General features: G+C 67.4%; 9 protein-coding genes. All 9 read left to right on the forward strand.

Annotated elements, in window-relative coordinates; genetic code table 11:
* The first annotated feature begins 79 nt into the window (after positions 1-79).
* The 9 genes from API01S_RS03585 (at position 80) to cheB (ending at position 13,305) form a co-directional block, all read left to right on the forward strand.
* Positions 80-1,771, forward strand: coding sequence for a VRR-NUC domain-containing protein (locus API01S_RS03585; RefSeq protein WP_061303152.1), 1,692 nt, complete (start codon positions 80-82; stop codon positions 1,769-1,771).
* Complete coding sequence (locus API01S_RS03590) at positions 1,768-4,038, forward strand: ATP-dependent DNA helicase (RefSeq protein ID WP_061303154.1); 2,271 nt, start codon at positions 1,768-1,770, stop codon at positions 4,036-4,038. The genes API01S_RS03585 and API01S_RS03590 overlap by 4 nt, the downstream gene beginning before the upstream one ends.
* A gap of 91 nt (positions 4,039-4,129) precedes the next feature.
* Positions 4,130-5,611, forward strand: a complete 1,482-nt coding sequence (locus tag API01S_RS03595) for an amidase (protein ID WP_061303156.1) — start codon at positions 4,130-4,132, stop codon at positions 5,609-5,611.
* Between the two features lie 204 nt (positions 5,612-5,815).
* Complete coding sequence (locus API01S_RS03600) at positions 5,816-7,435, forward strand: methyl-accepting chemotaxis protein (protein ID WP_061303158.1); 1,620 nt, start codon at positions 5,816-5,818, stop codon at positions 7,433-7,435.
* 7 nt (positions 7,436-7,442) lie between these two features.
* On the forward strand, positions 7,443-7,967 hold the full coding sequence (locus tag API01S_RS03605) for a chemotaxis protein CheW (protein ID WP_061303160.1): 525 nt from the start codon (positions 7,443-7,445) through the stop codon (positions 7,965-7,967).
* Positions 7,964-9,274 (forward strand): CheR family methyltransferase, encoded by a 1,311-nt coding sequence (locus API01S_RS03610; RefSeq protein WP_084802350.1) that lies wholly within the window; start codon positions 7,964-7,966, stop codon positions 9,272-9,274. The genes API01S_RS03605 and API01S_RS03610 overlap by 4 nt, the downstream gene beginning before the upstream one ends.
* Entirely contained in the window at positions 9,267-9,953 is a 687-nt protein-coding gene (locus tag API01S_RS03615) for a chemotaxis protein CheW (protein ID WP_061303162.1), read from the forward strand. The genes API01S_RS03610 and API01S_RS03615 overlap by 8 nt, the downstream gene beginning before the upstream one ends.
* A complete protein-coding gene (locus API01S_RS03620) occupies positions 9,950-12,298 on the forward strand; it encodes a hybrid sensor histidine kinase/response regulator (RefSeq protein WP_061303164.1) in 2,349 nt (782 codons plus the stop codon). Before API01S_RS03615 ends, API01S_RS03620 begins: the two co-directional genes overlap by 4 nt.
* Positions 12,295-13,305 carry a chemotaxis response regulator protein-glutamate methylesterase gene (cheB, locus tag API01S_RS03625; RefSeq protein ID WP_006219929.1) on the forward strand — a complete coding sequence of 337 codons (1,011 nt, stop codon included), beginning with the start codon at positions 12,295-12,297 and terminating at the stop codon, positions 13,303-13,305. The genes API01S_RS03620 and cheB overlap by 4 nt, the downstream gene beginning before the upstream one ends.

Raw genomic sequence — 13,305 nt, forward strand, 5'->3', positions numbered from 1 at the left:
AAGGCGCAAAATAGCCCCTTACGGGGCTGGGCCGCCTGCTATGATTACTGGATAAAACCCCAGCTATCCGGCCCAGCCGATGTTTCCCCCGCACCGCTACTACTATCTGCACAATTTCCAGCGCGCCCTGGCGTGGGTTAGCGACCGTTACGCCGATCTGCTGGATGCCGACGAACGCCGTTTCCTGACGGATTTTCCCGCCTTGCCGCAGGCCTCGCAGGCGCTGATGGTGCGCATGCTGATGCGCCGTGGGCCGTGGTTTCGCGCCAGCCGGCTGGTCTACGAGGAAATCGAGGGCACCGAGGCCGCCGCCGCGCCGCTCGTGGCGCTGGGTTGGCTGGATGCGCACGCGCCGATGACGCTGGACGAATTGTTTGCCCTGCATACCAAGCCGGAGCTTTGCCGGCTTTTTTCAGGGGCGGTCGGGGGCGCCGGTAGCGAGGCGCCAAGCGCTGCGCGCGCCGAATCCCTCATCAAACCCACCACGCGCAAGTCGCAACTGCTGGACGCGCTGCGCGCCACGCATGACACCCCACGGCCCTATTCCGAATGGAATCCCGGCGCGCAAGAGGCCGTCTGGCGCGTCATGGTTGGCGATCTTTGCGAACGCTTCCGGCTGATGTTCTTCGGCAATCTGCATCAGGACTGGTCGGAATTCGTGCTGGCCGACCTGGGCGTGTTCCAGTACGAAACCGTGCCCTTCGACGCGTCGTCGCGCGCGTTCCAGACGCGGGCGGACGTGGACGCGTATCGCTTGTTGCACGCGTGCCGGACGGCGCTGGACGAGGGCGCGGCCACCGACACGATCCTGGCGGCGGTGGCCGGTTGCGTCAGCCAGAACGCGTGGCTGGAAAAGCGCCGCGCCAAGGTCCTGCTGCGCATCGGGCAGGCGTGCGAGCGCGCGCAGGACTGGGCGGCGGCGCAAGCGGCCTACGAACATTGCGCCTACCCGGGCGCGCGGCATCGCCGCATCCGCGTCCATGAACGCATGGCGCGTCATGACGAAGCCCTGGCCTTGGCGCTGCACGCGCAAGGCGCGCCCGAAAGCGAAGAGGAAAGCCAGCGGGTGGCGCGCATGTTGCCGCGCCTGTATCGCGCGCTGGGGCAGGGCCGGCCCGAACGCGCGCCGACGCCTGTTGTGCCGCGCACCGATCTGACGCTGCAACGGCCGGCCACGCCGGCGTCTGTCGAGTACGTCACGCGCGACTACCTGCATCAAGACGACGCGCCCGTGCACTATGTCGAGAACGCGCTGCTCAATTCCCTGTTCGGCCTCTTGTGCTGGCCCGCCGTGTTCGCGCCCTTGCCGGGCGCGTTCTTCCATCCTTTCCAGCGCGGCCCGGCCGATCTGGACGCGCCGGATTTCCACGACCGCCGCCAGGCGCTGTTCGCTGACTGCCTGGTGCAGCTGGACACGCCCGCGTATCGCGACCTGATCTTGCAGCGCTACGCCGACAAGGCCGGCCTGCAATCGCCGTTCGTGTTCTGGGGATCCTTGTCGGAAACGCTGCTGACGCAGGCGCTGGACTGCCTGCCGCCCGCGCACCTGAAGCTCGTCTTCACGCGCCTGCTGCGTGATGTGAAGACCAATCGTTCGGGCTTGCCGGACCTGATCCGTTTCTGGCCGTCCGAACGCCGCTACGAGCTGATCGAGGTCAAGGGGCCGGGCGACAAGCTGCAAGACAACCAGATCCGATGGTTGCAATACTGCGTGTCGCACGGCATGCCGGTGCGCGTTTGCCACGTCAGCTGGCAGGAGGGCGCGGCATGAGATACGCCGTGGCGGTGCGCGCGCTGTGCGAATTCACGGCGCGGGCGGGCGACCTGGACCTGCGCTTCACGCCCGCGCCCAGCGGGCTGGAGGGGATGGCCGGGCACTCGGTCGTGACCGGCCGGCGCGGGCCGGCTTACGAAACCGAAGTGTCCTTGTCGGGCCAGTACGAAGGGCTGTTGGTGCGCGGCCGTGCCGATGGCTATGACCCCATCGCCAACCAGCTTGAAGAGATCAAGACGTATCGCGGCCAGCTGGACAGCGTGCGCGAGAATCATCGGGTGGTGCATTGGGCGCAGGCGCGCATCTACGGCCATCTGCTCTGCCAAGCGCGTGGTCTTGCCCAGGTGCGCGTGGCGCTGGTGTATTTCAACGTGGTCACCGAAGAAGAAACGGTGCTGACCGAAACGCACGAGGCCGACGCGCTGCGGGTGTTCTTCGAGGAACAGTGCACGCGTTTCCTGGCCTGGTCCAAGACCGAACTCGCGCATCGGCAAGCGCGCGATGCCGCGCTGGAAGCGCTGGCGTTTCCGCATGGCGAATTTCGCGCGGGGCAACGCGATCTGGCGGTAGCCGTGTATCGCACGGCGCGCGATGGCCGCTGTCTGATGGCGCAGGCGCCTACCGGCATCGGCAAGACGCTGGGCACGATCTTCCCGCTGCTCAAGGCCAGCCCGGGGACGGGCCTGGACAAGGTGTTCTTTCTGGCCGCCAAGGGTTCGGGCAGGGCGTTGGCGGTCGAAGCGCTGGACACCGTCAATGCGCAGCCCGCCGCGCCCGGCCTGCGCGTGCTGGATCTGCAAGCGCGCGACAAAACCTGCGAGCATCCGGACCTGGCCTGCCAAGGCGACTCCTGCCCCTTGGCGCAGGGCTTTTACGACCGCTTGCCGCAGGCGCGCGAAGCGGCGGTCAAGCACCAGCGGCTGGACGCGCCCACCGTGCGCGCCGTGGCGCGCGAACACAACATCTGCCCGTATTACCTGTCGCAAGAGCTGATCCGCTGGAGCGACGTGGTGGTGGGCGACTACAACTACTACTACGACTCGTCGGCCATGCTGTACGCCATGACGCAGGCCTACCAATGGAAGGTGGCGGTGCTGGTGGACGAGGCACACAACCTCGTTGACCGGGCGCGCCGCATGTACACGGGCGAGCTGGATCAGGCGTCGCTGTCCGCCGCCCGATACGCCGCGCCGAAGGCTTTGAAGAAGCCCTTGGACGGTTTGCAGCGGTCATGGAATGCGCTGAACAAAAAGCAGGCGGAACGTTATCAGGCGTATGACGCCGTGGCGGCGGGCGTGCTGGCGGCCGTGCAGAAAGCGGTGAGCGCGATCATGGAATACATGGCGGATGCGCCGCTGCCGCAGGACGATCCGGTGTTGACGTTCTATTTCCAGGCGCTGCAATTCATGCGGCTGGCCGAACAGTTCGGCTCGCACGCGCTGTTCGATGTGACGCTGTCGGACGTGGGTGTCGCCAGCGCCAAGACGCGGCCTTCGGTGCTGTGCGTGCGCAACGTGATTCCCGCGCCATATCTGGCCGCGCGCTATGCGGCGGCGCACGCCACCGTGCTGTTCTCGGGCACCTTGAGCCCGCAGCAGTTCTATCGCGACACGCTGGGGCTGCCGGCGGGCACCCCGTGGATCGACGTGGCCGCGCCGTTCCAGGCCGAGCAGCTGGCTGTGCGGGTGGTGGGCAACGTATCCACGCGCTACCGCGACCGCGAGCGTTCGCTGGCGCCCATCGTCGACCTGATCGCCACGCAGTACGCCGAACGGCCCGGCAACTATCTGGGGTTTCTAAGCAGCTTCGATTATCTGCGGCAGGTGTCGGACCTGATGCGTGTCCGCCATCCAGGCGTGCCGATCTGGTTGCAGACGCCGGGCATGGACGAGGCGGGCCGGGCGGCCTTTCTGGCGCGCTTCACCGAAACCGGCCAGGGCGTGGGGTTTGCCGTGCTGGGCGGCGCGTTCTCGGAAGGCGTGGACCTCCCCGGCAAGCGCCTGATCGGCGCGTTCATCGCCACGCTGGGCCTGCCGCAGGTGAACCCGGTGAACGAAAACATGAAGCGCGCCATGGACCTGCGCTACGGCGAGGAAAACGGCTACGACTACACCTATCTGTATCCCGGCATGCAGAAGGTGGTGCAGGCGGCGGGCCGGGTGATCCGGACCGAGAACGACGTGGGCACCGTGCACCTGATTGACGACCGCTATCGGCGCGCCAAGGTGCGCGGCTTGCTGCCGAGCTGGTGGCGGGTGGGCTGATTTGGGGCGGCGCGGATCGCCGGGTTTGCGTAGTATGTCGCTTTTGGCCGGGCGTGCCGTCCGCGCCGATGACAATAACCAGGAGACACGCATGCCCCTCGCCACGCCTGCCGACGCCACCGCGCTGAACCCCATCGTCGCCATGCCGGCGCATGCCCTGTCCGATGCGATCCGGCGGCGCGAACTGTCCTGTGTCGAGGTCATGCGCGCCTATCTGGCGCATATCGACCACGTCAATCCCAAGATCAACGCCATCGTCGCCCGTCGCGACGCGGATGCGCTGCTGCGCGAAGCCGCCGAGCGCGACGCGCAGCTGGAGGCCGGCCAATGGCTGGGCTGGATGCACGGCATGCCGCAGGCGCCCAAGGACCTGACCGCCGTGCGCGGCATGGTCACGTCGATGGGCTCGCTGGTCTACAAGGACCAGGTCACGCCGCACGATTCGATCATCGTCGAACGCATGCGCGCTGCCGGCGCGATCTTCATCGGCCGCACCAATGTGCCGGAATTCGGGCTGGGCTCGCACACGTACAACCCGGTCTACGGCACGACGGGTAATCCCTATAACCCGCAGCGCACGGCGGGCGGCAGCAGCGGGGGCGCGGCGGCGGCGCTGGCGGCGCGCATGCTGCCCGTGGCCGACGGCAGCGACTTCGGCGGGTCGCTGCGCAACCCGGCCGCGTTCTGCAACGTCTACGGCATGCGGCCGTCGGCGGGGCGCGTGCCGTTCGGCCCGTCGCCCGAAGTGTTTCTCAAGCAGCTGTCCTACGAAGGCCCCATGGGCCGCACGCCGCGCGACGTAGCGCTGCTGATGTCGGTCATGGCCGGGCACGACAAGCGCTCGCCCTTGTCGCTGCGCGACGACCCGGCGCAATTCAGCCAGGCGCTGGACGCCGATATGCGCGGCAAGCGCGTCGGCTGGTTGAGTGACTGGAAGGGCTATCTGCCCATGGAGCCAGGCATTCTGGACGTGTGCGCGCAAGGGCTGGCCACGCTCGATACCGTGGGCTGCGACGTCATCGACTACGACGTGCCGTTTGCTGGCGACCGCCTGTGGCGCATGTGGCTGACTCACCGCCACCTGATGGTGGGCGGCCAGTTCCGCGCGCTGGTCCAGGACCCGGCCACGCGCAAGCTGGTCAAGCCCGCGCTGATCTGGGAAGTCGAGGGCCTGGACGGGATGACGGGGCTGGATGTCTATCAAGCCACGCAAGAACGCAGCGCCTGGTACCAGACCGTGCTGCGCATGTTCGAGGACGTCGATTTCCTGGCCGTGCCGTCGGCGCAGGTGTTTCCCTTTGATGCCGCGCTGGACTGGCCCAAAGAGATCGCCGGGCGCTCCATGGACACCTATCACCGCTGGATGGAGACGGTCACACCGTGGACCCTGGCCGGTTGTCCGGTGATCAGCGTGCCGGTGGGCTTCAATCCGGACGGGCTGCCAATGGGCATGCAGCTCATCGGTCCGCCGCAGGCCGACCTGGACGTGCTGCGCCTGGCGCACGCGTATGACGCGGCCAGCGACTGGGTTTCGGCCCATCAGCCGGCGGCGCTCTGGCGGGCTGCCGACTGACGTAATCGCCGTACGCACCCACCCGCTAAAAGACAAGTTTTGTAAGCAGACTTTGCTTTTTTCTGACGAAAACCCCTTTTCGAAGGGGAATTCCCTAGTTTTTCATGGCTGGGTGCCTTTCCCTTTGCAATAATCAGTGCATTTCCGCACATCCAGTAATGGGGGGCGGCGTCGTCGTGGTGCACCCGCACAAAGGTTCCCTGCATGAAAAATCTGACTCTACGCCAGCGCATCCTGGCCAGCTTCATGGTGATTCTGGCCATCATGGCGTTGATGGTGGTAGTCGATTACCGGCGATTGCTGCACATCGAAGACGAAGTGGTGATGATCAACACGGACGCCGTGCCGGGCATCTACTACAGCACCTCGATCCGCGCGTCCTGGTTCGCCGGCTTCGTGATCATGCAGGACGCGTTCAACAGCGATAACGATCAGGAACGCCGCGCCACGCTGGAAACGCTGCCCAAGAGCGATCGCCAGCTGGAAGAGAACATCGACTTCTATCGCCGCACCATCGCGCGCGATGACGACCGCAGCATGTTCGTGGAGTTTGAAAAGGACTTGCAGGAATACAAGCGCATCCGCGCGGACATCCTGGCGACGACGGGCGCGAACGATCCGCTTGCCGCGCGCACGCGGGTCAAGAATGAATTGCGGCCGGCTTTCTATAAGGGCCGCGACATCCTGGCCACGATGGTGGCGGAAAACAAGAAGCAGGCTGACGAAGCGGCTACCAGCATCGGCGAGGCGGTGGATTCGGCGGAAGTCGGCATGCTCGTGTCGCTGGGGATGGCGATTGCGGCGGCGCTGGTGTGCGGTTTCCTGCTGCTGCGCGCCATCGCCAACCCGATGCGCGACATCGTCAAGACGCTGGAATTGACGGGGGGCGGCGACTTGACGCGGCGCTTGGCGCTGGCGCGCAAGGACGAGTTCAACGCCATCGAAACCGGCTTTAACGGCATGGTGGATGAACTGAAGGGGTTGGTCGGCAAGACGCAGCGTTCCGCCGTGCAGGTGGCCACCTCGGTGACCGAGATCGCGGCCACGTCCAAGCAGCAGCAGGCTACGGCGTCCGAAGTGGCGGCCACCACGACCGAGATCGGCGCGACCTCGCGTGAAATCTCTGCCACCTCGCGCGAGCTGGTGCGCACGATGACCGAAGTGTCCAGCGCGGCCGAGCAGACCGCCTCGCTGGCGGGCAGCGGCCAGGTGGGCCTGGCGCGCATGGAAGACACGATGCGCAACGTCGTGGGCGCGGCCGGATCGGTCAACGCCAAGCTGGCCATCCTGAACGAGAAGGCCGGCAACATCACTCAGGTGGTCACAACAATCACGAAAGTGGCGGACCAGACCAACCTGTTGTCCCTGAACGCCGCGATCGAGGCGGAAAAGGCCGGCGAGTACGGCCGTGGCTTCGTGGTCGTCGCGACCGAGATTCGCCGGTTGGCCGACCAGACTGCCGTGGCTACCTACGACATCGAACAGATGGTCCGCGAGATCCAGTCGTCGGTGTCGGCGGGCGTGATGGGCATGGACAAGTTCTCGGAAGAAGTGCGCCGGGGCATGGCCGACATGCAGCAGGTGGGCGATCAGCTGTCGCAGATCATCCAGCAGGTGCAGACGCTGGCGCCGCGCGTGCAGATGGTCAACGAAGGCATGCAGGCGCAGGCGACGGGCGCCGAGCAAATCAACCAGGCTTTGCAGCAACTGAGCGATGCCGCCCAGCAAACGGTGGAATCGCTGCGTCAATCCAGCCTGGCCATCGAAGAGCTGACCCTGGTGGCCAACGATCTGCGCAGCGGCGTGTCGCGCTTCAAGGTCTGATCGCTCCATGGCGGAACTTGCCCTATCGCCTCAGCCCAGCGCCTTGGGCACGGCCGCGCGGCGGCTGTATCTGCTGTTTCGCATCGGCGGCGACCGCTATGCGCTGGACGCGGCGGACGTGATCGAGGTGTTGGGCTTGCGCGCGTTCAAGCAGGTGCCGGGCGCGCCGCACTGGGTGGCCGGCATGCTGGAGCGGCGCGGTGCGGCGGTGCCTGTCATCGACATGAGCGCGCTGGCGGGGCAGGGTGACGCGGCGCGTGTCACGAGCACCCGGCTGGCGCTGGTGCGCTATCGGCCGCAAGCGGCGGCGGCCAGCCACGTGCTTGGGCTGATCCTGGAACAGGCGACCGAGACCGTGCATTACGATCCCGCCGCCTTCCAGCCCTTTGCGCTGGACAACGGCAACGCCCGTTACCTGGGCCCGGTGCGGAGTGACGCGCAGGGCATGGTGCAGGCCGTGGGCGTGGATGCGCTGCTGCCGCCGTCCGTGCGCGCCTTGCTGTACCCCGCCGACCGCGAGGTCACGCCATGATGCTGGTCGACGCCTTCAGCGCCTTGCTCAAGCGCAAGATGGGATTGGACAGCGGCTCGATCGGCCAGGCTGCCGTTGAGCGCGCCGTGCGCCATCGGATGAGCGCGGCGGGCGTGGCCGACGAACACGATTACCTAACGCGGCTGCATACGGTCCCGGCGGAAATGCAGCAGCTGATCGAAGCGGTGATCGTGCCCGAGACCTGGTTCTTCCGCTATCCCGAATCGCAGGTGGCCATGGCGGCGCTTGCGCGTGAACGCCTGTTCGCGGCGGGCGCGGCCGCCGACCGCGTGCTGCGCGTGTTGAGCGTGCCGTGCTCCAGTGGAGAAGAGCCGTATTCGATCGCGATGGCCTTGCTGGACGCGGGCGTGCCAGCCAACCGGTTCCAGGTGGACGCGGTCGACATCAGCGAACGCATGGTGCAGTTCGCGCAGCGCGCCGTGTATGGCCGCAACTCGTTTCGCGGCGAGGACCTGGCGTATCGAGACCGTCATTTCGCCGAGACGTCGCAAGGCCATCAATTGTCCGCCCAGGTGCGCGAGCGCGTGCGCTTTGAGCAGGGCAATCTGTTCGACGCCAATCTCCTGGCGAGCGCCGCGCCGTATGACTTCGTGTTCTGCCGCAACCTGTTGATCTACTTCGACGGACCCACGCAGGAACGCGCCGTGCAGGTGCTGCGGCGCCATACGCGGCCCGATGGCGTGATCTTCGTGGGGCCGGCCGAAACCAGCCTCTTGACCGCGCGGCGCTTGCCGTCCGTGCCGATGGCGCGCTCGTTCGCCTTCCGGGCCCAAGCCATGCCGGCTCCGGTCGATGCGCCTGCGCCCGCCCGGCCCCTCGTGCATGCCTGGGCGCCGCCCCGGCGACCCGTGGCCCAGGCGCCCGCAGCGCGTCTGCCCGTGCCGCATGCGGCGGCGCCGGCTTCGTCCGGGCTGACGGCAGTTGCCAGCCAGACCACCGGCGCAAACGCTGCGCCGATGCAGGGCGCGGCCAGCGCCGATGACGCGCTGCGCCAGATCGCCGCCTTGGCCGACCGGGGGCGCGTGCAGGAGGCGCTGGCGCAGTGCCGCGCCCATCTCGATATCCATGGCGTCAGCGCCAACGCGCTGCATCTGCTGGGCCTGTTGCAGGACGCGGCGGGCGACGCGCATCAGGCGCAGGCGTCGTATCGCAAGGCGCTGTATCTGGACCCGACGCATCGGGAAGCGCTGTTGCACCTGGCCGCGCTGATCGCCTCGGCCGGAGACATGGAAGGCGCGCGCCGCCTGCAAGCGCGCGCGGCACGCCAGGAGGCGCGACGTGACTGAGCTCAACGCACTGCTGTCCGGCGTCGACGATTGCTGGAACCGCATCGGCATCCGCGGCGACAAAAGCTGCGAGCAATTGCCGGGCCATGTGCATTGCCGCAACTGCCCGGTCTACGCCGCCGCCGCCAAGCGCATCCTGGACCGGCTGCCGCCGCAGATGGATGCGTCGGACCATGATTTTCTAGACACCGATAACGAGCAGCCCCGGCAGAACATTCGCATGTCGTCGCTGCTGGTGTTTCGGCTGGGCCGGGAATGGCTGGGTTTGCCGACTCGGGCGCTGGACGAAGTGGCCGCCACGCGGCCCATCCTGTCCTTGCCGCATCGCCGCGATCCGGCAGTGCTGGGCGTGACGAATGTGCGCGGCACCTTGACCGTGTGCGTGTCGTTGTCGCGCCTGCTGGGCCTGGAGACGGGGCCGGCGTCAGCCGAGGCCCGCGAACGCCAGGGCGCCGCGCGGATGCTGATATTCGGGACGGCGGGGCGCGCCGTGGTGTTGCCGGTGGATGAAGTGGAAGGCATTCATTCGGCCGACCTGGACCGGTTGGAGCCGCTGCCGGCTACCGTGCAGGGGGCCGGCCTGAAGTATTCGATTGGAGTGCAGCGCTGCGGCGGTCGCAGCGTGGGCGTGCTGGATGAAACCCAGTTGATGCAGGCTTTGGAACGGAGTCTGGCGTGAACCCGGATGAAATGCGCGACGCCTCCCTGCTTGAGCTGTTCCAGCTGGAGACCCGCACGCAGGTGCAGGTGCTGAACAACGGCCTGCTGGCGCTGGAGCACGATCCCACCTCTGCCGCCCAGCTCGAAGCCTGCATGCGCGCCGCGCATTCGCTCAAGGGGGCCGCGCGCATCGTCGACCTGCACCCCGCAGTGCGTATCGCGCATGCCATGGAAGACTGCCTGGTGGCCGCGCAGGAAGGGCGCTTGCGCTTGCAGGCGGACGACATCGACGCCTTGCTCCTGGGCACCGACCTGTTGCAGCGCGTGGCGACGCCCGGCGCGGAGCTTGGCAGCGAGATCGATGAGCTGGTGGTGCGCCTGAGCAGCGCGCCCAATGCGCCGCCCGCCGCGCCGCCCATGCCGCCGCGCGCGCCCCGTCCGTCGGACTTCCTGCCGCCGATCAAGCCCGTCGACGACGAGCCCGCTGTGGCGATGCCCGCAGCGTCGGCGCAGGGCTTGCCCGCCGCGTCTGCGCCGGCGTCCTCGCCGTCGTCCTCTTCATCGCCGCAGGAAGCGCAACCGGTGCGCCGCCGCTCGGACCAGGGCGTGTCCGAAGGCGAACGCGTATTGCGCGTCACGGCCGACACGCTCAACAAGTTGCTGGGCCTGTCCAGCGAAACGCTGGTCGAATCGCATTGGGTCGGGCCTTTCGGCGCATCGCTGTTGCGGCTGCGGCGCATGCAGGCAGGCGCGGGACACGCTCTGGATGGCGTGCGCAACGCTCTGGCAGGGCAGCAACTGGACCCCCGCGTGCAGGCCGCGCTGGACGACGCCCAGCGCATCATCGATCAATGCCAGCAGGAACTGATCCAGCGCACCAATGAAGTCGATGAATTCGGCTGGCGCATCAGCCATCTGGCGCAGCGCCTGTATGACACCGCGTTGACGTGCCGCATGCGGCCCTTCGCCGATGGCGTGGGAGGCATGGCGCGCATGGTGCGTGACCTGGGCCGCACGCTGGGCAAGCAGGTGCGCCTGGAAATCGATGGCGATACCACGCAGGTGGACCGCGACATCCTGGAAAAGCTGGACGCGCCGCTGATGCACCTGATGCGCAATGCCGTGGACCACGGCATTGAAATGCCGATGGATCGCATGGACGCCGGCAAGCCGCCCGAAGGCCTGATCCGGCTGTCGGCGCGCCATTCGGCCGGCATGCTGGTGATTGAATTGAGCGATGACGGCTCCGGTATCTCGCTGGACCGGCTGCGCGTGGAAGTGGTCCAGCGCAAGCTCACCACGACCGAGACCGCTGCGCGCCTGAGCGAAGCCGAGCTGCTGGAATTCCTGTTCCTGTCCGGCTTCAGCACGCGCGGCGAAGTCACCGAGATTTCGGGGCGCGGCGTGGGGCTGGACGTGGTGCAGACGATGGTGCGGCAACTGCGCGGCGCGGTGCGCATCCACCAGACGACGGGGCAGGGCACGCGCTTCGTGCTGGAAATGCCGCTGTCGCTGTCGGTGGTGCGCAGCCTGCTGGTCGAGGTGCAGGGCAACATCTACGCGTTTCCGCTGGCCTACGTCAGCCACGCCTTGCAGGTGCGTTCGGAAGAGATCGAGCAGCTGGAAGGGCATCAGCACTTTCGCTACATGGACCGGCAGGTGGGGCTTGTGTCCGCGCGGCAGATCCTGCACGGCGGCGAATCCGCGCCGGCGACCGAGTCAATGGCCGTGGTGGTGGTGGGCGATCATGACAAGTGCTACGGCATCGCCGTGGACCGCTACGTGGGCGAGCGCACGCTGGTGGTGCAGCCGCTGGATCCTCGCCTGGGCAAGGTGCAGGACGTGATGGCGGGGGCGTTGATGGACGATGGCACGCCGCTGTTGATCCTGGACGTCGAAGACATGCTGCTGTCGGTGCAGAAGCTGATCGAAGGCGGCCGGCTGGCGCGGGTGGATGGCGGCGGACCCGTTGCCGCCGCGCGCCGCCGCAAGCGCGTGCTGGTGGTGGACGATTCGCTGACCGTGCGCGAGCTGGAACGCAAGCTGCTGGTGAACCGCGGCTTCGAGGTCGCCGTGGCGGTCGATGGCATGGATGGTTGGAACATGCTGCGCAGCGAGGATTTCGATCTGGTCGTCACCGACGTGGACATGCCGCGCATGGACGGCATCGAACTGGTGTCGCGCATCAAGGCCGACGCCAAGCTGCAAGGCCTGCCGGTGATGGTGGTGTCGTACAAGGATCGCGAAGAAGACAGGCGGCGCGGGCTGGATGCCGGCGCTGACTACTATCTGGCCAAGGGCAGCTTCCACGACGACGCGCTGCTGGACGCCGTCGAGGACTTGATCGGGAAGGCACTGACGTGAGAATCGGCATCGTCAACGATATGCAGATGGCGGTTGAGACCCTGCGCCGCGCCATCGCGCTGGAACCCGGACTGGAAGTGGCGTGGGTCGCGTCGGACGGCGCGCAGGCCGTGGAGCAGTGCGCGCGCGACCGGCCGGATGTCGTCCTCATGGACCTTATCATGCCCGTCATGGACGGCGTGGAGGCCACGCGCCGCATCATGGCCGAGTCGCCCTGCGCCATCGTGGTCGTGACCGTGGACGTGGCCCGCCATACGGCGCGCGTGTTCGACGCGATGGGCCACGGCGCGCTGGACGCGGTGGACACGCCGGTGGTGGGCGGGGGCGACCTGCGCACCGCCGCCGCGCCCCTCTTGCGCAAGATCCGCAACATCGGCTGGCTGATCGGACGCTACGGCAACCGGCCCACGCTGACGCCGGTGCCCCGGTCCGCGGCGCGCGCCGATGCGCAGCGCCTGCTGGTGATCGGCGCATCGGCGGGCGGCCCGGCCACGCTGGCCCAGCTGCTACAGGACCTGCCGCTGGATTTTCCCGCCGGCATCGTGCTGGTGCAGCACGTGGACGCCTCGTTCGCGGCCGGCATGGCGGACTGGTTGAACGATCAGGTGCCGCTGCCCGTGCGGCTGGTGCACGAAGGCGAACGGCCGCTGCCTGGCCAGATCCTGCTGGCCGGCACCGACGACCATCTGCATCTGCTGGCCGACGGCACGCTGCGCTATACCGAAGACCCCAAGGAAAGCCTGTATCGGCCTTCCATCGACGTGTTTTTTCACAGTGTGGCGCAGCATTGGCGCGGCACGGCGGTTGGCGTGCTGCTGACCGGGATGGGCCAGGACGGCGCGCGCGGCTTGAAGGCCATGCGCGAGCGCGGCTGCCTGACCATCGCGCAAGACCAAGCCACCAGTGCCGTGTACGGCATGCCCAAGGCGGCGGCCGCCATGCAGGCCGCAGTGGAAATAAAACCCCTGGACCAGATCGCGCCGCGCTTGATTCAGGCCCTGGCCTGA

This window comes from Achromobacter piechaudii NBRC 102461 (assembly GCF_001571245.1).
GTDB classification, from domain to species: domain Bacteria; phylum Pseudomonadota; class Gammaproteobacteria; order Burkholderiales; family Burkholderiaceae_B; genus Achromobacter; species Achromobacter piechaudii.

Excerpts from the sequence above, each read along its gene's own strand:
- API01S_RS03585 (WP_061303152.1), top strand. The coding sequence starts at position 80 with ATGTTTCCCCCGCACCGCTACTACTATCTGCACAATTTCCAGCGCGCC.
- API01S_RS03590 (WP_061303154.1), top strand. The coding sequence starts at position 1,768 with ATGAGATACGCCGTGGCGGTGCGCGCGCTGTGCGAATTCACGGCGCGG.
- API01S_RS03595 (WP_061303156.1), top strand. The coding sequence starts at position 4,130 with ATGCCCCTCGCCACGCCTGCCGACGCCACCGCGCTGAACCCCATCGTC.
- API01S_RS03600 (WP_061303158.1), top strand. The coding sequence starts at position 5,816 with ATGAAAAATCTGACTCTACGCCAGCGCATCCTGGCCAGCTTCATGGTG.
- API01S_RS03605 (WP_061303160.1), top strand. The coding sequence starts at position 7,443 with ATGGCGGAACTTGCCCTATCGCCTCAGCCCAGCGCCTTGGGCACGGCC.
- API01S_RS03610 (WP_084802350.1), top strand. The coding sequence starts at position 7,964 with ATGATGCTGGTCGACGCCTTCAGCGCCTTGCTCAAGCGCAAGATGGGA.